At 30.7% G+C, this 20,799-nt stretch carries 18 protein-coding genes; all 18 read left to right on the top strand.

Going from position 1 to position 20,799, the window contains the following annotated elements; all coding sequences use genetic code 11:
* Positions 1–324 precede the first annotated feature (324 nt).
* A complete protein-coding gene (gene pckA, locus K324_RS0101580; protein WP_026747598.1) occupies positions 325–1,920 on the top strand; it encodes a phosphoenolpyruvate carboxykinase (ATP) in 1,596 nt (531 codons plus the stop codon).
* 37 nt (positions 1,921–1,957) lie between these two features.
* The gene (locus K324_RS0101575; RefSeq protein WP_026747597.1) at positions 1,958–3,370 is read left to right on the top strand and encodes an oxaloacetate decarboxylase subunit alpha; all 1,413 of its coding nucleotides are present in this window, start codon (positions 1,958–1,960) and stop codon (positions 3,368–3,370) included.
* Positions 3,371–3,496: 126 nt separating this feature from the next.
* A complete protein-coding gene (locus K324_RS0101570) occupies positions 3,497–3,763 on the top strand; it encodes a hypothetical protein (RefSeq protein WP_026747596.1) in 267 nt (88 codons plus the stop codon).
* Between the two features lie 156 nt (positions 3,764–3,919).
* Positions 3,920–4,285, top strand: coding sequence for an OadG family protein (locus K324_RS0101565; RefSeq protein WP_026747595.1), 366 nt, complete (start codon positions 3,920–3,922; stop codon positions 4,283–4,285).
* Between the two features lie 27 nt (positions 4,286–4,312).
* Positions 4,313–4,699 (top strand): biotin/lipoyl-containing protein, encoded by a 387-nt coding sequence (locus K324_RS0101560; RefSeq protein WP_036094944.1) that lies wholly within the window; start codon positions 4,313–4,315, stop codon positions 4,697–4,699.
* A 127-nt stretch (positions 4,700–4,826) separates the two neighbouring features.
* Positions 4,827–5,945, top strand: a complete 1,119-nt coding sequence (locus K324_RS0101555) for a sodium ion-translocating decarboxylase subunit beta (RefSeq protein WP_026747593.1) — start codon at positions 4,827–4,829, stop codon at positions 5,943–5,945.
* A 551-nt stretch (positions 5,946–6,496) separates the two neighbouring features.
* Positions 6,497–7,513: a glycosyltransferase family 9 protein gene (locus K324_RS0101545; protein ID WP_026747592.1), complete on the top strand. Its 1,017-nt coding sequence runs from the start codon at positions 6,497–6,499 to the stop codon at positions 7,511–7,513.
* Between the two features lie 39 nt (positions 7,514–7,552).
* Positions 7,553–8,842 carry an O-antigen ligase family protein gene (locus K324_RS0101540; protein WP_026747591.1) on the top strand — a complete coding sequence of 430 codons (1,290 nt, stop codon included), beginning with the start codon at positions 7,553–7,555 and terminating at the stop codon, positions 8,840–8,842.
* A gap of 3 nt (positions 8,843–8,845) precedes the next feature.
* On the top strand, positions 8,846–9,856 hold the full coding sequence (locus tag K324_RS0101535) for a capsular polysaccharide synthesis protein (protein ID WP_026747590.1): 1,011 nt from the start codon (positions 8,846–8,848) through the stop codon (positions 9,854–9,856).
* 125 nt (positions 9,857–9,981) lie between these two features.
* Positions 9,982–11,121 (top strand): glycosyltransferase, encoded by a 1,140-nt coding sequence (locus K324_RS0101530; protein WP_026747589.1) that lies wholly within the window; start codon positions 9,982–9,984, stop codon positions 11,119–11,121.
* Between the two features lie 46 nt (positions 11,122–11,167).
* Positions 11,168–12,268: a glycosyltransferase family 9 protein gene (locus tag K324_RS0101525; RefSeq protein ID WP_026747588.1), complete on the top strand. Its 1,101-nt coding sequence runs from the start codon at positions 11,168–11,170 to the stop codon at positions 12,266–12,268.
* A 72-nt stretch (positions 12,269–12,340) separates the two neighbouring features.
* Positions 12,341–13,456, top strand: a complete 1,116-nt coding sequence (locus K324_RS14120; protein ID WP_051354364.1) for a glycosyltransferase family 9 protein — start codon at positions 12,341–12,343, stop codon at positions 13,454–13,456.
* An 11-nt stretch (positions 13,457–13,467) separates the two neighbouring features.
* Positions 13,468–15,024: a glycosyltransferase family 2 protein gene (locus tag K324_RS0101515; protein WP_026747587.1), complete on the top strand. Its 1,557-nt coding sequence runs from the start codon at positions 13,468–13,470 to the stop codon at positions 15,022–15,024.
* Positions 14,996–15,730 carry a glycosyltransferase gene (locus tag K324_RS0101510; protein ID WP_026747586.1) on the top strand — a complete coding sequence of 245 codons (735 nt, stop codon included), beginning with the start codon at positions 14,996–14,998 and terminating at the stop codon, positions 15,728–15,730. The genes K324_RS0101515 and K324_RS0101510 overlap by 29 nt, the downstream gene beginning before the upstream one ends.
* Before the next feature lie 268 nt (positions 15,731–15,998).
* On the top strand, positions 15,999–17,075 hold the full coding sequence (locus K324_RS0101505) for a polysaccharide deacetylase family protein (protein WP_036094941.1): 1,077 nt from the start codon (positions 15,999–16,001) through the stop codon (positions 17,073–17,075).
* Positions 17,076–17,228: 153 nt separating this feature from the next.
* Positions 17,229–18,986, top strand: a complete 1,758-nt coding sequence (locus K324_RS0101500) for an ABC transporter ATP-binding protein (protein WP_026747584.1) — start codon at positions 17,229–17,231, stop codon at positions 18,984–18,986.
* Between the two features lie 69 nt (positions 18,987–19,055).
* The gene (locus K324_RS0101495) at positions 19,056–19,643 is read left to right on the top strand and encodes a hypothetical protein (protein ID WP_026747583.1); all 588 of its coding nucleotides are present in this window, start codon (positions 19,056–19,058) and stop codon (positions 19,641–19,643) included.
* Positions 19,644–19,746: 103 nt separating this feature from the next.
* Complete coding sequence (locus tag K324_RS0101490; protein ID WP_026747582.1) at positions 19,747–20,784, top strand: RnfABCDGE type electron transport complex subunit D; 1,038 nt, start codon at positions 19,747–19,749, stop codon at positions 20,782–20,784.
* The last annotated feature ends 15 nt before the right edge of the window (positions 20,785–20,799 follow it).

Genomic DNA, 20,799 nt, shown 5'->3' with positions numbered 1-20,799 from the left:
AATACATTTTTAAAAAATATTTACTATAAAATTGTGATTTTTTGATACATACTCATATAAAATACAATTTATTTTGAATAAATCATTGAAAATTTTTTAGATTAATTTTTAAAATAAAATTATTATAAACTTAATATCACCCAAAAAATTCAAAATCAGATTTTTTTAAATAAAAGTTTTAAAAATTAATATTGTTTTGCCTTTCCCTACATAATGTAGGGGTTTTTTTGTAATTTGAATTTATAAAAAAATAATAAATAAAAACATAAAAAATATTATTAAAATTTTAAAATTTAAAATTTTCTAAGATACGGAGGAAATATTATGAAAAAATTGACAAAAGACTTGGAAAAATTAGGAATCGTAAATGTGGCAGAAATTCACAGAAACTTAACACCGTCAGAATTGATTGAGCATGCCTTGAAGAGAGGAGAGGGAACGTTGTCAGATACAGGAGCCTTGGTTGTAACAACAGGGAAATATACTGGGCGTTCGCCTAAGGACAAGTATATTGTTGATACTGCCGGTATTCACGATAAAATTGCCTGGGGAAATGTAAATAAACCAATTGAAAAAGAAAAATTTAATTCTATTTATAATAAATTAATTGCATATTTGCAAAATCGGGAAATTTTTATATTTGATGGAATGGCAGGGGCAGATCCAACTTGCAGACGAAAATTTAGAATAATAAATGAACGGGCAAGCCAAAATTTGTTTATTCATCAATTATTGATACGTCCAACAGAAGAAGAGTTAAATGATTATGGACACGCTGATTTTACAATCATTGCGGCACCTGGATTTAAATGCAATGCCAAAATTGATGGAATAAATTCTTCAGCTGCAATAATTATTAATTATGAAGCAAGAGTTGGGATTATATGCGGAACAGAATATTCTGGGGAAATTAAAAAGAGTGTATTCTCAATAATGAACTTTGTAATGCCTGAAATCGATGTACTGCCTATGCACTGTTCTGCCAATATGGATCCACGAACTGGACAGACTGCTGTATTTTTTGGACTTTCCGGAACAGGGAAAACTACTCTTTCAACAGATCCTAACCGTAAATTAATAGGAGATGACGAACACGGCTGGTCCGATCACAGCATTTTCAACTTTGAGGGAGGATGTTATGCAAAATGTATAAACCTTGATCCTGAACATGAACCAGACATTTTTAATGCAATAAAATTTGGAAGTTTAGTGGAAAATGTTGTAATGAACCCTAAAACACGAGAGCTTGACTTTTATGATAAAAGTTTGACAGAAAATACAAGGGTTGGTTATCCGATTAACCATATAAAAAATGCACAGATTCCAGGAATCGGAGGAATTCCTAATGTTGTAATATTTCTGACAGCAGATGCCTTTGGAGTTTTACCGCCTATTTCCAGACTTTCAAGAGATGCGGCAATCTATCACTTTGTAACAGGATTTACATCTAAACTGGCTGGGACAGAACGTGGAATTACAGAGCCGCAACCTACATTTTCAACTTGTTTTGGAGAACCATTTATGCCATTAGATCCATTAGTTTATGCAGAAATGCTAGGTAAAAAAATAGAACTTCACAACACAAAAGTATTTTTAATAAATACAGGATGGTCTGGCGGCCCTTACGGTGTCGGAAACCGTATGAACTTAAAATATACAAGGGCAATGGTTACTGCTGCACTAAATGGCGAATTAGACGAAGTGGAATACAGACATGATGACATTTTCAACGTGGAAATCCCACAATATTGTCCAAACGTTCCAAGTGAACTGCTAAATCCAATAGACACTTGGGCAAACAAGGAGGCATATGGTGCAGCAGCAAGAAAACTGGCTAAAATGTTTAGAGAAAATTTTGCAGAAAAATATCCGAATATGCCGGAACATATTGTAAATGCAGGGCCAGTATTTTTTGAATAGAAATTTTTAAATGTTTACTAAACAATGGAGGTTTTTTATGGGGAAAGTAAAAATAACGGAAACATCACTAAGGGACGGACATCAGTCACTTATGGCAACGAGAATGACTACCGCCGAAATGCTTCCAATAATAGAAACTATGGATAAAATCGGGTATCACGCAATGGAAGTCTGGGGTGGTGCAACTTATGATGCAGCAATCAGATTTTTACACGAAGATCCTTGGGAAAGATTGAGGGAAATTAGGAAAAGGGCTAAAAATACGAAGCTGCAAATGTTATTAAGAGGGCAGAATTTGCTGGGGTATCGGCATTATGCAGACGATATTGTGGACAAGTTTGTGGAACTTTCTATAAAAAATGGTATTGATATTATTAGGACATTTGATGCTTTGAATGATACAAGAAATATTAGAAAAGCGTCAGAAAGTACTAAAAAATATGGAGGACACAGCCAGCTTGCGATTTGCTACACAATAAGCCCTGTTCACACGATAGAATATTACAAAAAACTGGCACTTGAAATGCAGAACATGGGGGCGGATTCCATCGCTATAAAGGATATGTCTGGAATTTTATTACCTAATGTGGCATATATATTAGTGAGCGAATTAAAGAGTATTTTGAATATTCCGCTTGAACTTCACACACATTCTACGGCGGGACTTGCTGAAATGAGCATAATAGAAGCCATTGACGCAGGGGTGGATATTGTTGATACTGCTATTTCTCCATTTGGGGGAGGAACTTCACAGCCGTGTACAGAACCACTTGTAAGAACATTGCAAGGTACAGAATACGATACTGAATTAAATCTGGAACTTTTAAAGGAAGTGGCAGAATATTTTAAACCGATAAGAAAAAAATACATTGATAACGGGATATTAAACCCAAAGGCTTTGGGAGTAGAGCCAAATATCGTGGAGTATCAGCTGCCAGGAGGTATGCTTTCAAACTTGCTGTCGCAACTGAAATCACAAGGGGCAGAAGAAAAATATGAGGACGTACTTCGTGAAATTCCAAGAGTCCGAAAGGATATGGGTTATCCACCACTTGTAACTCCAATGAGCCAGATGGTTGGAACCCAGTCAGTTATGAATATTTTGACAGGGAAAAAATATCATATGATTCCTAAGGAAATAAAGGATTATGTAAAAGGGATGTACGGAAAATCTCCTGTTCCAATTTCTGAAGAAATTAAAAAAACTGTAATTGGGGAGGAAGATCTATTTAATGGACGTCCTGCTGATTTATTAAAAGATGAATATGACACAATGAAAGCTGAAATTGGAGATTTGGCAAAATCTGAGGAGGATGTGCTGACTTATGCTTGTTTTCCTCAAATTGCCAAAGGTTATTTAAAAGAAAAATATTCTGAAAAAAAAGATAAAGAAACTAAAATAGAGAATAAAGAGGAGGTGAAAATTCAAAATATTAACGTAATTTTTTAAAAGATTTTGAGGTAAAATAAATTTTTATTGATATCGCTTATCAGGATAGTCAAAAACTAAAGTAAAAGTTTAGGCTATGCAGCTCAAATTTAATATTTGAGCCTGTTCAAAAAGAGAGGTGAAAAGATGAATTTAGATATAGAATATTTCAAGAATAAATTAAAGGAAATATCAGAATGGTATGAAAATAATAGATGGAACAAAAAAACACTACTTGAAAAAATATCAGAACTGGAAATAGAAATCAATAAGACACGTGATGAAGAACACTTGATAGATTGGGATAAATTAACATATATGGAAGAAAAAATTATAACTGATATGGTTCATTTAAGAAATAAAATGAAACTTTCCCACAAGGAAAAATTTGACAGTTATTACAAAATAAAATGAACATAATTAAAACCAAACTTAAAAGTGATGATTATACTACTCAAACCCCAATATTATCTGATTTTAACGGTTTGATATTAAAAGGGCTTGAGTATGAATTCAGACACAAAAACTTTATAGGTTTGAGTTTAAAAACTTGAAAGGAATAATTAAAATATGAAAAGTATTTTATTTGGGAATTCGGCCGTGTCAATCGGAGATGCTGTTTATATTACTGTTGTAAGTATGCTAATCGTTTTTTTCATATTGTTTTTAATTTCATTTGTACTGTCGTTTTTTAAATATTTTTCAAATTCTGAACAATTAAATCAGGATGTTATAAATAAAAAAACAAACGACAACAAAACTTTTCAAAATTCAGAAAAACTTGACTCAAAAAGAATTGTTAATGAAAAAAAATTCAGTCTGGAAAAAATAAAAGATGAAACTATGCTGGCAGCAATGATGGCGGCTCTGATTGAAGCGGCTGGAGAAAATGAAAACTGCTGTATAAGAGTAAAAAGCGTAAAAGAAATCAAGTAAACTTTGATAAACGAGGAGTAGACAGATATGATTAAATTATACAAAATTAGAATTGGAGAGAAAGTTTATGAAGTGGAAGTGGAAGCCGTTTCAGAAAAAGAGGGTTCTATTGCAACTTCAAAAGATGTAAAAAATGAACCAGAGGAAAAAATGGATGAACATAATTCAGCCCAAAACAATATTAGCAATTCCAGTGAAAATGGTGAAGCTATAAATGCACCTATGCAGGGACTTATTGTTGATGTAAAAGTTGAAGCTGGACAAAAGGTAAAAGCTGGGGACGAAATTGTCATTCTGGAAGCCATGAAAATGGAAAATCCCATTGTGGCATCAAAGGATGGTACAGTCCTTGCGGTTAAAGTATCAAAGGGAAGCACTGTAAATACTGGTGATACTTTAATAATATTATCATAAGAACATTTTTAATTCATCTTTATATACTCAAAAACAACAATTGATTTTATAGTAACACCACTTTAAATTTTAATGCAACAATGATATTACATCACTATAAAACCTGAAAGAAAGGAATGGTTTTGAAATGGAATTACTAAAAATTCTTTACGGAACAACAGGATTATCAATGATAACTGTAAAACAGATTATTATGATAATAATAGCCTTAACTCTATTATATCTGGCAATAAAAAAACAATATGAACCATATTTGCTGCTTCCAATTTCTTTTGGAATGCTGCTGGCAAACTTACCTGCCATGGCAAATGAAGGACTTATGGAAAAGGGCGGACTCCTGTGTTATCTTTATCAGGGAGTAAAATTAGGAATTTATCCACCAATGATATTTCTGGCAATCGGAGCAAGTACAGACTTTGGGCCACTTATTGCAAATCCAAAAAGTTTGTTACTGGGAGCCGCTGCACAATTTGGAATTTTTGTGGCATTCATAGGAGCGATTTTACTCGGATTAACTGGACGAGAAGCAGCTTCAATCGGGATTATTGGAGGAGCAGACGGGCCTACCGCCATTTATACCGCAACAAAATTAGCCCCTCATTTACTAGGTTCCATCGCTATTGCAGCCTATTCCTACATGGCTCTGGTTCCTGTTATCCAGCCACCAATTATAAAACTTTTGACAACAAAAAAGGAAAGAATGGTGGAAATGACACAACTGCGATTTGTAAGCCAGCGTGAAAAGATTATTTTTCCAATAGCGGTAACAATTATCGTAATTCTTTTAGTTCCATCATCAGCACCGTTAATTGGAATGCTAATGCTGGGAAATCTTATAAAGGAAGCTGGAATTGTTTCAAATTTAGTTGAACATGTGCGAGGGGCATTACTTTACTGTATCACAATCGTACTGGGAATGACAGTTGGAGCAACAGCCAATGCAGAAACTTTCTTAAGTATTAAGACAATAAATATTATTATTTTAGGACTAATTGCATTTTCCTTTGGAACAGTTGGAGGAGTAATATTTGGAAAAATAATGTATAAACTTACGAAAGGAAAAGTAAACCCAATGATTGGAGCGGCTGGAGTTTCCGCAGTACCAATGGCAGCAAGAGTTGTGCAAAAAATAGGACAACAGGAAAATCCAAAAAACTTTCTGCTAATGCACGCAATGGGGCCAAATATAGCTGGTGTAATCGGTTCAGCAGTTGCAGCAGGAGTTCTTTTAATCATATTTAAATAACAAATTATTGCTCTCATTTATTGATATAGTTAAAATGGTTAAAAACTGTTTAATTGTATTTAATGAGAGTTTTTTTATAAATTTAAAATTTAAGAATAAAACAATATTCCCCATTTAAATAACAAATTTATCAGAAATTTTATAACAAATATCTTTGTATTTAATAAACCGACGGAGCTTTCATTTGTTCAACTACGACTGTTTGACGACTGTAAGGAGAAGTTTTGGAGTTGGGCAAATAAAAGTTGGAGTCTAGCCATAAGTATTGCATAGCAATCTTGCCACAATTTTAATTATCAGGATAAACCTTTACTGCAAGATAAGGATTTGCGGCAATGAGTAATCCTGCGAAAAAGTTTGTAATAAATTCGTTATTTAAATGGGGGATTAATATAAACAATTTTTTAAAAAATTATGATATAAAATCATTTAAAATATGATATAATAACTCTGTATATAGAAACTTCATAACATTTATGTAAAAGATGTAAAAAATCCTTTATTTATAAGGAGTTTTGGAAATAAATTGGTACTTATAAAAGGGAGAGAGAATGAAAATATTGATAATACATACGGCGTTTATAGGAGATATTGTACTGTCTACACCATTGATACAAAGGCTAAAGGATATGTACCCAAATTCTGAGATAGATTATCTGACATTGCCAACAAATCAAAGTGTGATAACCAATAATCCTAATTTACACGAAATACTGCTTTATGATAAAAAAGGGAAAGACAAAGGAATAAAGGGATTTTTGAGGGTATTAAAAATTTTAAGGCAAAAAAAATATGACTATGCCGTGATACCGCATAGATTTATAAAATCAATATTGCTTGCAAAACTGGCAAAAATTCCCAATATTGTTGGTTTTGATGTAGCAACAGGCTCATTTCTGCTAAATAAGAAGGTTCATTATGATATGAAAAAGCATGAAGTGGAAAGATTGCTTGATTTGGTTGAATACAAAGAGGAAAAAATTCCGATTAGAATTTATCCTGCAAAGGAGAATTTTATTAAAATTGATAAAATTCTGGAAAATCATGGATATTTGGGGAATGAAGGACAAAAGTTGATATTAATTGCACCGGGCAGCCAAAGGGCTGAAAAAATGTGGCCAATAGAAAAATATCATGAGGTTATTGAAAAATTGAAAAAAAATAAAAATTATTTTATTGGAATAACTGGCTCAAAAGCTGAAAAGGAACTGCCCCTAAATTTTGAAAATGATAAAAATGTGATTGATTTTCGTGGGGAAATTAATCTTGTAGAATTTGGAGCATTGATTTCAAAGGCTGATATCGTTGTAGGAAATGACAGTTCCCCAGTTCATATTGCGAGCGGATTTGAAAAGCCATTTGTAATTGGGATTTTTGGGCCGGGAAAACGGGCTTTGGGATTTTTTCCCTGGACTGAAAAAAGCAATGTTATTGAGGACAATGAGTTTTATGAAAATAATATTGTAACCATTCCCAAAAATCAGCACAAATATAAAAAGGACTATTATAGAGGGATACCTTTAATTAGTGTAGATAGAGTTTATAATGAAATTATGAAACAAATTTAGAAAAATATAAAATTATAAAAAGGATGAAAATAATTAAATATGAAGAATAAATTTAACTTAACTATAAATATGATGGGATATATCGTAAGTTTGTTAGTTGGAATATCTCTGTTTTTATCAGAAAAATTTGAAAATAATGTTTTAATTCCTTTATTATTGCTAGTATTTGTAATTGCTATGTTTTTAAAGGAAAATCGAAAAAAACTTTTGAAAAATATAGATATAAAATTTTCAATCGTATTATTGCTATTTGTTTTTGTACCATTTGTAATAGCGTATTTTGATGGAGGGATTGACACTCGATTGGATAGCTACATTTTAAGATTTTTATTGTTTTTTCCATTTGCGTTCTTTTTAAGCAGCACAAGAAAAGTTTTGAATCTTTTAAAGGCGTGTTTATTTGGCGGAACAATAATTTCAATTTTGGCCACTTTTGATTTTATAAAAAATTATAATGCGTGGGCTCATCCTATAGGTGCTTATTATCCGAGAGTTACTGCTATTTTAACTGTTCAGGATTTTGCCAATATTATGTGTATAGTGCTTTTATTTTTACTATCTTTTTTATTTTTTTATAAAAATGGAAACAATAAAAAAAACATGATAATTAAAATTTGTTTAGCTATTTTGTCTGCATTTATACTTTTTCTAGTTATTGTAAACAGATCCAAAATGGTTTATATCTGCCTAATACCGACAATTTTATACATCTTGTACAAAATAAGAAAAAGATACGTCTTAATTGGAATTTTAATATGCTTTGGAGGTTATTTTGCACTTCCAAGTTCAATTTCAAGCAGATTGCAATACATAGTAAACTATAAAAATGATCCATCCAGTAATTTAAGAGTGATTTTCTGGGAAACTGGAATAGAAGCATTTAAACAGAAACCATTATTGGGCTGGCAGGCGGAAGATAGAAAGCAGTTTAATCTTGACTACTATGAAAAAATCGGAGTTAAAGATTATGTATATAAAAATTTTCTTGATAAGCTGAGCGAATGGCCGATTTATTATGTCCATACACACAATGCCTATTTACAGTTTATTCTGGATTATGGAATTGTAGGATTTGCATTTTTAGTAATTTTCTTTGTAAGCATACTTATAAAGGCGATTGGCATAAACTTTTCAAAAGACAGGGAAAACTCAGATTCCAGACTGGTTGCACTTGAAATTGGGACAAAAACCACTTTAGCAGCTTGGATAATACAGGGAACTACTGATATTAACCTGAATAACAAATACATGATTATAACTTCTGCAATATTAATATTTGTATTAAATCACTTGTGGAAGAAAAAAATAAAAGCAGAAAAAGGAAAATAGGAGATGAATAACTATAAATTTAATATTTCAAAATTGGACAGGCTTAACAAAAAATTACGTCAAAAGCCATACAAATACATATACAAGGAAATGATGCCAAAAAAATTGTTTAACAAAATTCAAAACAGAGTTTACTTTATAACTCAAAAAATGGTTGGGCAAGACTGGAATGAACTTTTGAAGGAATATTTTACAAAAGGAATAGAAACAGAGCAAATTAAGCCTAAAAAATCATTTGAAACCGAAAAAATTATATGGCAATTCTGGGGGCAAGGTTGGAATTTTGAAAAGTTGCCTGATGTTGTGAAAATAAGCTATAAATCTGTACAAAAGTATAAAAAGGACTACACAGTTATACATCTAGATATGAATAATATAAACGATTATTTAGAAATCCCAGAATATATTTTGGAAAAAGTGAAAAGTAAAAAAATTAATTTTGCCCATTTTACAGATATAATAAGGCTTGCACTGTTAATTAACTATGGTGGTGTCTGGATTGATGCGACAATTTTGTTTACGGACTATTTGCCGCAGGAGTATTTTGAAATGGATTATTTTATGTTTCAAAGGGACGACAGCCTTAGTTTAGAAGAGAAAAAGGACTGGGAAGATTATGATGATTTTTATTTTTCGTGGAATGATGAAATGAAAGTCAGAGTCCTAAATAGCGTAATTTTTGCGAAAAAAAATAACGAAGTGATAAAAGTATTACTGGATATGTTGCTAATCTTCTGGAAACATAATGATTTAGCTCCAAATTACTTTTTCTTTCAAGTACTGTATACTGAGTTAATTGAAAATTATTACAAGGATAAAAAATGCAAAGTTGTTTCAGATACATTGACGCATGAAATGATAAGAGTCTGGTTTGATAAATTTTCGCAGGAAAAACTGGATGAAATGACAAAAAGAATTAATATTCATAAACTTACGTACAAAATAGACGCTGGGAAACGTAATACAGCAGGAAGTTTTCTGGAACATTTCAAAAAAATGTATGAGATAGACTGAAAAAGTTATATAAAGCAATTAAAATAATATTTTTTGTAATAATTTTTTTGAAAATCAAAAAGATATTAATAATATAGATTGATATAAAAAAATAATATTTTATAGTAATTAAGAATGGGGAAAAAATGAAAGTATTGGTATTGCATGGACATCTTAGTATGGGTGGAGAAGAGAGAGTTTTACTTAATGTTTTAAAAAATCTGGTGGAACTGGATTACGATGTTGATTTGCTTATAACTTGGAATCATGGGGAAAATAACTTATTTGAAAATGAAATTCCTGAAAAGGTGAATTATAAATTCCTATTTGATAATTATGATGGTAAAAGTAAGATTATCAAAGAAATTTATCGAATAAAGGCAAAGACAGTTTATTTGAAAAAAGTTGAAAAAATAATAAAAGAAAAAAAATATGATGTTATTATAGATTATTCTTCAAATTTATTGAAATATAATAATTTTGATATAAAAGTGCCTGTATTTGCATGGATTCATTTTTCACTTACTTTTGGGGAACAGCTAAGTACAGACAAAATAGAAAAATATAAAAAACAATATAAAAAATATGATAAAATACTGGCAATATGTGATACAATGAAAGATGAATTTGTAGAAATTCTAGGGATAGATAAAAACAAGGTGGAATTGGTTTATAATCCAATAAATCTTGAAATAATCAAGGAAAAAGCAGAAGATATAAACCCTGAGTATGAAAATTATTTAAAAGAGGATTATTTTTTACAGGTATCACGACTGACACAGCAAAAGCAGCCTGAGCATCTGGTTGACATTTATTACAAATTAAAGCAGCGGGGAATAAAGGAAAAACTTTATTTCATTGGAGATGGTGAAAAAGTAGAACTGATTAAGCAGAAAATCAAGGAATATAATTTGGAAAATGATGTAATTCTGCTTGGACAAATTGAAAATCCATATCCATTCTTTAAAAATGCAAAATTATTTGTGCATACGGGAAGATATGAGGGATTGCCGACTGTACTGCTGGAAAGCCTTGCTTTTGGAACGCCTGTCGTGGCTTATGACTGTCCTACAGGGCCAAAAGATATACTTGGGAAAAATAGTAAATATGGAGCGTTAATTCCATTAAATGATAAAGATACATTTGTGGAAAAAGTTTATGAATTAATGAACAATAACGAAAAATATGAAAATTATAAAAATCAGTCACTTATAAGGGCTAATGATTTTTCAATGGAAAGTAACAGGACAAAACTGAAGGAATTAATAGAAAATACAAATTTCTAAAATATAATATAAATAGCTATTTAAATAATGTAAAGAAAGGTTACACATGAGTATAGTAAATGGAATAAAATCCAAAATAATAATATGGCTGTTTGGTACTAAAAAGAGGCATAAAAATGTTGATTTAAAAAATATGGAAACGATACTTTTAAATCCTAAAGACTCTATTGGTGATACTTTAATGTCTTTTTGCTATGCAAGGCAATTAAAAAAAATATATCCTAATGTCAAATTAGGAATGGTAGTAACAAATAGAAATATGGAATTTACGAAATTATGTAATGAAAATGAAAAAATAATAGATACTGTCGTAAAACGGAATGATGTGCTTAAAAATCATAAAAAATGGGATATGCTGCTTGATTTTTTAAGTAAGGAAAATACAAAGCGGATGATTTGGAAAAAGGTGTTAAGTCCAAAAATTACAATGATTTTTGGAGAAAGTGACGAAGGGCATTATTATAATAGAAAAAATGTGAAAAATTATGATTTTGACTGTACTCCACCTATTGAAACCCACATTATAGATTATTTGATAAATTCTGAGTTTTCTAAATATTTTAAAATAGAAAAACAGAAACCGCATATCGAACTTTTGAAAAAAGATATTATTAAAATGGAAAAATTTTGGAAATCTGATTCTGAAAAATTGGAAAAAAAGACAAAAACAGTAAAAATTTTATTAATACCGCAAGGCAGTGATAGGGAAATGAAACCTAAAGAAATTGCTGATTTATTGAATAATATTGAAATCGAAAAAATAAAAAATGTGAAAATTATTATGGGTAAAACTAATGGAAGTGAAGAATACTATAAAAAACTGATGACTTATGTAAATAAGGATTTGAATATTGCCTTATCTGAAAAATTCGATATTAAGGAGTATGTCTTATTTATGGCGGCAGCTGATCTGGTAATCGGTGTCGATGGAGGAGGTGTTCACATAGCTTCTTCGCTAAATAAACCTCTTTTGAGCTTCTATGCAAACAACAAGTACAATTTATGCAGATGGTCACCTAAAACAACCGCTGACAGCCTGCAAGTAATTTCAAAAACCATCGGAAACCACAATCAGACATATAATTTTTCACTATCTGAACCAATAAAATGGTTAAATGACAAAATAGAAGAAGTATTAAAAAATTAACTACAATAAAGGATTATACGTTATCCACAAACTAACGTAAATAAACGTATCTATACAAGGAATAATAATATAATGAAAAAAATAAACTGGAAATTTTATAGGCCTTACAGGGATAGACTGGTTGATAAAAAAAATGAAATGTTAAGCCACATATTCGATAAAAGTAAAAAAAATATCAATTTAGTGCCTACAAAAATAAATCGAATTTTATTTTTAAGAACTGATGGAAAAATTGGAGATTTCATAATAAGTTCATTTATTTTTAGAGAAATAAAAAAGCATTATCCTAATATAAAAATAGATGTTGTTGCTGACAAATCTTTAGAAAATTTATTGAAATTAAATAAAAATATAGATAAATACTATATTCTTGACAGAAAGAAGATGCACGAATGGAGAAATATTGTAAAAATATTGAGAAAAAACAAATATGACGCTCTGTTTGATTCGACTGAAGGACTGAAATATAAGCAGGTTTACCTCTTGAACAGGGTAAATGCCACTGTTAATGTTGGATACAACAAGGACGATTATAAAATATATAATAAAAATATAAAACAGAATAACACTTTAAAAATGATTGAAATTTATAAACAGATGATGAAAAGTATAAATATTGAAATAGAAGATACGAAGTATGATGTTCCAGTTTCTGAAGAATCTGAAAAAAATGTAGCCAAATTTCTTGAAGAAAATAATGTGAAAGGGAAAATAATAGCATTAAACTTTTTTGGAGCTTCAAGAGGAAGGAAGATAAACGAGGAAAATGCACTTATTATAATAAGAAGGCTAGGAGAAATGTACAAGGATTATACAATTATAATTCTAGATTCGCCAAATGACAGGGAAACAATACATAATATCCTAAAAAGAACAGATAATAAAAATATTTTATTCTTTGAAAAATCCAGAACAATTCTGGATTCTATATCAATAATTAAGAGCTGTGATTTAGTAGTGTCGCTTGATACTTCAATTTTGCATATTGCTGAAGGGCTAAATAAAAAGGTAATGGCTTTTTACGGGCCTAAAATCAATAAAAATAAATGGCGGATAAAGGAAGAAAACAATATATTAATTGATTATTCTGAAAATCGAATTAATGATGTGGATTTTGAAAAAATGTTTGATGATTTATGCAATCAGATTGGCCTGCCTGTTACTAAAAAAATAAAAAATATGAAATAGGAGAAATGCTGATGAAATTATCGGTAGGAATAATAACTTTTAATGAGGAAAATAGAATCGGGAAAACTCTGGATTCAGTAAAGGGAATAGCTGATGAAATAATAGTTGTAGATAGTGAAAGCAGTGATAGAACCGTAGAAATCGCCCTTTCCAAAGGTGCAAAAGTTTTTTCTGAAAAATGGAAGGGCTACGGGCCACAAAAAAATTCCGTACTTGAAAAATGCAAAGGTGAATGGATTTTACTAATAGACGCTGATGAAGTAATTTCACCAAAACTGAAAGAAAAAATAAAATCCATTATAAACAGTGATAATCCATCAAGTGATGTCTACAAAATAAAATTAAGAAATATTGCATTCAGGAAAGAAATAAAATTCGGGGGCTGGGATGACTATGTAATTAGACTTTGGAAAAATGGAAAAGTTAAAATTAGTGATAGGGAAGTCCACGAGCAGTACCAGACTGAAAATAAAATAAGAAAAATAAATGAAATGATAATACATTATACATACGACAGCATCGAAGAATTTTTAGAAAAATTGAACCGGTATACTTCACAAAGTGCAAAAGAATATATAAAAAAAGAAAAAAATCCAAGTTTTATAAAAATATATTCCAAAATGCTGTTTAGGTTTATAAAGATGTATATTTTGCAATTGGGGTTTCTGGACGGTTACGAAGGCTATCTGCTCGCTAAATACAGCTCAATTTACACAATGACAAAATATACGAAATTACGTGAAGAATATTATAACAATCTGGGAAATGATACTTCCCTCGTCATTACCACATATAACTGGCCAAAGGCTCTGGAAGCCTGCCTAAACAGTGCATTAGATCAGACTGTAACTCCAAAGGAGATTATAATTGCCGATGATGGCTCAAAGCAGGAAACTATTAACTTGGTAAAAAGTTTTCAGCAAAGCTATCCAAATAATAATATTATTCACTCGTGGCAGGAGGACAAGGGATTTCGGGCTGGAATGTCTCGAAACAGGGCTATAAGCAAGGCGACTGGAAACTATATAATAATAATAGACGGCGATTTGATATTAAATAGGCATTTTGTTGAAGATCATATAAAAAATATGGAAAGAGGATGCTTTATTCAAGGCTCAAGGGTAATAACTTCGCCGATTGTTGCCCAAAAAATGATGGAAGGCAAAAAGATAAACCTTTTTACTAAAGGGCTTAAAAACAATATGAATATGGTGAGAAGCAAGCTCCTTTCTAAAATTTTTACAAAAGTGGATAAAAACTTACGTGGAATACGTTCCTGCAACATGTCGTTCTTCAAGGAGGACTTAATTAGGGTAAACGGCTTTGAAGAGGAAATAAAAGGCTGGGGAAGGGAAGACAGTGAACTTGCTGTAAGGCTGTTTAATATTGGCTGCAAAAAGAAAAAATTAAAATTTGAGGCTTTGACTTGCCATTTGTATCATAATGAAAACGACAGAAGCAGACTGAAAAAAAATGATGAATACTTGGCAAATGCGATAAAAAACAAAAAAACGAAAGCTAAGAAAGGGCTTGATAGATATGAAGGAAGTAACGCTGGTAATAACTAGCTGCGGAAGATTCGACTTGCTGGAGGAAACACTTGACAGTTTTTTTGAATACAATACTTATCCGATTAAAAAAATTATAATAACCGAGGACAGCACAGAAGGAAAAAAGTTGGAAAAGCTGATTTCCAAATACTACAGTAAAAATCAGAATTTTAGGCTTATAGTGAATGAAACACGGCTGGGGCAGTTAAAGTCCATCGACAAGGCTTATCGTGAAATTGATACCGAGTACATCTTTCACTGTGAGGATGACTGGAAATTTTTAAAAAAGGGATTTATTGAAAAATCAATGAAATTGCTTGAAGAAGATGAAAAAATTCTAGTTGTCGGCTTACGTGATAAAAAAGATTTTGCAGAAGATTTTTTCTATGATGAGGATTATATTTCCAAAACTGGCGAGAAATATTACAATGTGAAAGGGGAAATATTTACCTATAATCCAGCTTTGAGAAGAAAAAAGGATATGGATTTATTTGGGCTCCATGAAAAACTGGAAAACCAGCGATATGAGGAAGTATTGTCGAATTTTTACAAGGAGCGTGGATTTAAGACAATATTTTTTAAAGAACCATATGTAACTCATATTGGAAATAAACGACACGTTCACTTTAGTAAAAACAGGAAAAATACTGTACTTAGCTTTAAAATTGATAGACTAATTAAAAAAATACGAGCTAAAATTTTGAAAATCAAAGGAAAAATTTAATCATTTTTCAATAAATATTTTTTCAATTTTTAGTTGTTATTTTTTTATATTTCGTATAAAATATAGGTGTAAAAATTTGTAATAATTTTCTATTAAATTAAACGTAATAAATTAAGATTATTCTATTTAAACTTCTAATATTTTAACTTTATTCATACAATTCAAGTATTAGAATAGATAAATTAAGTAATATTTTTATATTTTTTTTAATAAAACAAGATAATTTTAGTAAAACAATAATAATTCCTAATGGAAAAGGAAGGAAAAAATGTTATATACATATTTATTTTTAGTAATAGTTCTGATATTTTTAATATTTATTATTTATAACAGGACTAGAAAAAATTTCGTTTTATGCCTTATGTATCACAGTGTTGACAGTGAGAAGGGGAAAGGTGGGATTTTTGTAGATGAATTTGAAAAGCATATAAAATGGATAAAAGATAAAAAAACTTTTAAAATGGAAGAATTAAAGGGGTTAAATTATACATTGCCACAAAATTCAATACTTATAACTTTTGATGATGGCTATAAAAATAATTACACTTTAGCTTTTCCAATTTTGAAAAAGTACAATATGAAGGCTACGATTTTTTTAAATACAAAATTCATTGAAAAAGACGAGGCTTATCTCAATTGGGATGAAATTAGGGAAATGTATGAAAGTGGACTTATTGATTTTCAGCTTCATACACATTCACATCAATTAACAATAAAGGATATTGATGTGCTTGCTTTTTATGATAATGAAAGTTCGCCATATTTTAAAAGGGAAAGTTATAATTTATTTTTTGAAGGAAATTATGATGAAAAAAAAGATATGGAAAAATTAAATGGACTTCCTGTTTTTAAATTAAGAAGTAAAATTTCAATTCCTGGATACAAACCTAAAAAGGATTTCGTCAAAAAATATGAAAATATTGCAGAACTTCAAAAAAATAATAAATCAGAAAAAGAAAAAATAGAATTTTTGAATAAATTATTTAAAGAAAAACAAAATGAATTTTTTAACAAAATCAGTGAGGAAGATTTTGGAAAAATTGTAGAATTTGAAATTTTGGAAAACAAAAAGATTATTGAAGAAAAACTGGGGAAAACTCCAGATTGTCTGGCTTATCCTTGGGGACACCGATACAAAGGGAACCGTGAAGATATAAGAAAACTAGGTGTCGATGTGTTTATTACTACTAGAAAAGGCGCAAATTCCTTAAAACTTAATAAAAATTGGATTTACCGTGTAAGCGGAGATGACTTTGAAAGTTTTGATGAGTTTAAGAGGGAATTGACTGATGGTAGCGGTGCATATTACAGAAAATTACGAAATATTTTTGTAAAAAAACATTAATCTGAAAATAAATAAAAAATGATTTAAAATTTTTTCAAGTCTAAAAAGATTGAACTAACTTAAAGAATAATAAATCATAACTTGGCGTAAAATGTAAGTTCACTTTTAAAATAATTTTACATACAAGTAAAGAACGAAAGGCAAATTAAACATATGAAAAATATAAAATTAGATTTTGGAGGAATTCAAAAACTGAAAAAATATATAAAAAAATACTATATATTAATTATACTGAATATTCTGTTGGCAACAATGTCATCTCTTGTTTCATCCGCTCCAATAATGCTTATACAAAGGCTGTTTGACAAGGGGATTGCAGGAAAAAATGAAAAGGATATTCTTTATGCGGCTGGAGCAATGATAATGCTCGCTATAATTGGTGCGATACTGATGTACTGGAATACTATTTTTTCAACGGTAATATCGTCATCTATTTATAAAGATATTGTTACTGATATTTACAATAAAATACAAACTTTGGATATGGAATATTTTGCAGGGAAAAAAATAGGCGATATGATGACACGGGTAATGACAGATCCCAGCAATATAAATTCCATTATACTGGAAGTTTTCAATATGATACCCGAAGTTATAAAAGTAATAGTCTGTATGGGTATAGCATTTTACGTAGATTTTGACTTGACACTTGGGGTAATGATTGTAACTCCAATTTTAATAGTAACCGTCAGAAGATATGCAAAAAAACTGAAACGTTCCGGTAAGGACAGACAGGAAGCAATCGACAGCTTAAATTCAAAATTACAGGAAACATTGGCTGGAATACGGATTATAAGGGCATTTGCAACAGAAAAGTCTGAAATAAAGGATTTTAACAAAAAAAATATAAATCTAAAGAGAATTGCTATCAGAACCGCCCGATATAATGCAAAAGCCAATTCAATAATGGAAGCCTTGAATTATATAATTGTAGCACTGCTGTTATTGTTTGGAGGTTATCGTGTTTTAAGGGCTCATAACTTTACTGCAGGAGATTTTATCACAATAGTAGGTGCAATTTCATCAATGTATACACCTGCAAGACGTGCCATAACCAGATTTAACGCAATAAGTGTAAATTTATCCTCAATTACAAGGGTTTCTGAAATTCTGGAAGAAGTTCCGTCTATCATAAATCATCCAAATTGTGTAAAATTTGAAAACTTTTCAAATGACATAAATTTTGGAAATGTTGATTTTAAATATAAGGATAATCCCGAAAGAATATTAAAAGATATTAATTTAAATGTCAAAAAGGGAGAAACGGTTGCATTTGTTGGAAATTCCGGTGGCGGAAAATCCACACTTGTGAATTTGATACCAAGGTTCTTTGATGTATCACGTGGTTCATTAAAAATCGACGGAACTGATATTCGGGATTACGATATTAAAAGTTTAAGAAAGGGGATAGGTATTGTACCACAGGAAACATTTCTATTTTCAGGAACAATACTTACTAATATTAGATATAGCCGTCAAGACGCTACCTTTGAAGAAGTTGTTGAAGCCGCAAAGCAAGCTAATGCACATGAATTTATCCAAAACCTTCCTGATGGATATGACACAGAAATCGGGGAACGTGGTGTAAAATTATCTGGTGGACAAAAACAAAGAATTGCAATTGCACGTGCAATCTTAGAAAATCCTCAAATATTAATTTTGGATGAAGCTACATCAGCTCTTGATAACGAGTCTGAAAAGCTGGTTCAGGACGCACTTGAAAAACTTATGAAAGGAAAAACTACATTTGTTATCGCTCATAGGTTGACAACAATCGAAAATAGTAATAAAATAGTAGTAATACAGAAAGGTGAAATAAAAGAAATAGGAAGTCATAATGAATTATTAAGTAAAGACGGAATTTACAAAGCATTATATAATAAAAACTTTGATATATCTAATAAAAGTTAATAAAAAAACGGCGATTAGTATATTTAAATTATATTTTGCTAAAAGAATTAAAAAAGAAGGAGAAGAAAGATGAAACAGATTAAAGGAATTATCTTATTTTTAATGTCAATTGTATTAGTAGCATTTGGAAGCCAAGATTCAAGAAGTTCTAAAAATTTAGTAAAACAGCTTGAAGATGAAACTAAAAAAGTAGGAGATAGAATAAAAGACGTAAAAGAAGAAAAAGCTGCAAAAGTTGAAACTAAAAAAGCCGAGCAAAAACAAACTACACAGCAACCTGTACAACAAAAACAAACAGTTGTCGCAACAACTCCTGCACAGCCTCAACCAGCCACACAACAACCAGCAGCAGTACCGGCAACCCCTGCACAATCTGCACAAGTAACAGCAGATCCGGCAAATCCAACATTTGCACTTAATGAAACTGACAAGGCAAATGGTAAAAAAGAAAACAGAAGAAGCAGAAGAAATGGCAAAAATGGTTTCAAATCACCAAGACATAGCCGTCTAAAAGATAATTCTTCATCTGCTGGACATGAAAAACCATCCAAATCACAAGATTCTGCTCCAAAATCATCAGGAAGCACAAGTTCTGGTGCAGGTAGCAGTTCAGGATCGTCTTCATCAGGTGGTGGAGATTCAAGTTCATCAGAATAATTTTATAATAAAATCAGTTTAAAACCAAACTCAAAAATTATAATTATTCTACAAAATTAGACAAAACACAAAATACAGATAAGAAAGGTAGTGAAATTTTAATATGTTTAGACGTAAGAGTAGAGAATTACAGGAAAATATAACAAAAACAAATATAGATATTTTAATATCCCTAATTCCGATGTTGCTTGTAGCATTTTTTGTTTATGAAGTAACACCCGTTTTAGTGATTTTATCATCAGTAGTCGCATCAGAAGCGTCAGAAATGATATTTTCATTTTTAGTACAGAAGAATAGTGATACTGTAAAGGATTTTTCAGGAATTACAATAGGAGCCTTGACAGGATTTGTACTTGCCCCATTTACACCACTTTATGTGGCAGCATTTGCAGGGGCAATGGCAACACTATTTGGAAAAATCATATATAGAGGGACTGATAAGAAAATTTTTAATCCAGTAATTTTAGGAAAATTATTTGTATTTACATTTTTTCCAGCTGTACTTGCACCAGAATCGGCAGCTTGGACTGATGCAGAAGGAATGAGAGTTGTCAGTGACAATATTTCAGGATTAGCTTCATTAGTTTTAATAAATAAAGGGATAATCGGAGAGCTTTCAATAGCTGCAATGGTTATTGGGGCAATCTATTTAATTTATAGAACAAAAATGACTTGGCACATACCAGTATCGTTCTTTGTTACTATTTTCTTTGGGTATTATATTACTTCGAGTCATAATGTAAGTGTATCAACTACTCTTGGAGAAATTATCTTTATGGGTATTTTCGTTCTGACAGACAGTTTCACTACCCCTCAACATGGACTTGGAAAAATATTTTTTGGGTTTTTGGCTGGACTTTCCACAATCATATTTTGGTTCCTAGGGATTCAAACTGAAGCAATTATTTATTCAGTATTAATTTTAAATCCCTTCACAAGGCCAATAAATACAATATTCAAACCAAATGTTTTTGGTGATGAAGCAGTTTCGTTTGCAGAAATTATACAGGGGCTTGGTTTCGCCATTATTATAGTTTTACTTGCTTTTGCTGTTTCATATTTACATAAGTTTGGATTTGTGCCATATATTGTTTATATTTATGTTGTATACGGAATATGGCGATTATATAACAACAGATAAAAATAGGGAAGGCTT

The organism is Leptotrichia trevisanii DSM 22070, assembly GCF_000482505.1.
Taxonomy (GTDB): domain Bacteria; phylum Fusobacteriota; class Fusobacteriia; order Fusobacteriales; family Leptotrichiaceae; genus Leptotrichia; species Leptotrichia trevisanii.
Note: the sequence above shows the minus strand (reverse complement) of the source record. Positions and strands in the feature narration are given on the sequence as shown.

Excerpts from the sequence above, each read along its gene's own strand:
- K324_RS0101570 (WP_026747596.1), top strand. The coding sequence starts at position 3,497 with ATGAATTTAGATATAGAATATTTCAAGAATAAATTAAAGGAAATATCA.
- K324_RS0101545 (WP_026747592.1), top strand. The coding sequence starts at position 6,497 with ATGAAAATATTGATAATACATACGGCGTTTATAGGAGATATTGTACTG.
- K324_RS0101525 (WP_026747588.1), top strand. The coding sequence starts at position 11,168 with ATGAGTATAGTAAATGGAATAAAATCCAAAATAATAATATGGCTGTTT.
- K324_RS0101540 (WP_026747591.1), top strand. The coding sequence starts at position 7,553 with ATGAAGAATAAATTTAACTTAACTATAAATATGATGGGATATATCGTA.
- K324_RS0101565 (WP_026747595.1), top strand. The coding sequence starts at position 3,920 with ATGAAAAGTATTTTATTTGGGAATTCGGCCGTGTCAATCGGAGATGCT.
- K324_RS0101505 (WP_036094941.1), top strand. The coding sequence starts at position 15,999 with ATGTTATATACATATTTATTTTTAGTAATAGTTCTGATATTTTTAATA.
- K324_RS14120 (WP_051354364.1), top strand. The coding sequence starts at position 12,341 with ATGAAAAAAATAAACTGGAAATTTTATAGGCCTTACAGGGATAGACTG.
- K324_RS0101530 (WP_026747589.1), top strand. The coding sequence starts at position 9,982 with ATGAAAGTATTGGTATTGCATGGACATCTTAGTATGGGTGGAGAAGAG.
- K324_RS0101535 (WP_026747590.1), top strand. The coding sequence starts at position 8,846 with ATGAATAACTATAAATTTAATATTTCAAAATTGGACAGGCTTAACAAA.
- K324_RS0101500 (WP_026747584.1), top strand. The coding sequence starts at position 17,229 with ATGAAAAATATAAAATTAGATTTTGGAGGAATTCAAAAACTGAAAAAA.
- K324_RS0101560 (WP_036094944.1), top strand. The coding sequence starts at position 4,313 with ATGATTAAATTATACAAAATTAGAATTGGAGAGAAAGTTTATGAAGTG.
- pckA (WP_026747598.1), top strand. The coding sequence starts at position 325 with ATGAAAAAATTGACAAAAGACTTGGAAAAATTAGGAATCGTAAATGTG.
- K324_RS0101555 (WP_026747593.1), top strand. The coding sequence starts at position 4,827 with ATGGAATTACTAAAAATTCTTTACGGAACAACAGGATTATCAATGATA.
- K324_RS0101575 (WP_026747597.1), top strand. The coding sequence starts at position 1,958 with ATGGGGAAAGTAAAAATAACGGAAACATCACTAAGGGACGGACATCAG.
- K324_RS0101490 (WP_026747582.1), top strand. The coding sequence starts at position 19,747 with ATGTTTAGACGTAAGAGTAGAGAATTACAGGAAAATATAACAAAAACA.
- K324_RS0101515 (WP_026747587.1), top strand. The coding sequence starts at position 13,468 with ATGAAATTATCGGTAGGAATAATAACTTTTAATGAGGAAAATAGAATC.
- K324_RS0101495 (WP_026747583.1), top strand. The coding sequence starts at position 19,056 with ATGAAACAGATTAAAGGAATTATCTTATTTTTAATGTCAATTGTATTA.
- K324_RS0101510 (WP_026747586.1), top strand. The coding sequence starts at position 14,996 with ATGAAGGAAGTAACGCTGGTAATAACTAGCTGCGGAAGATTCGACTTG.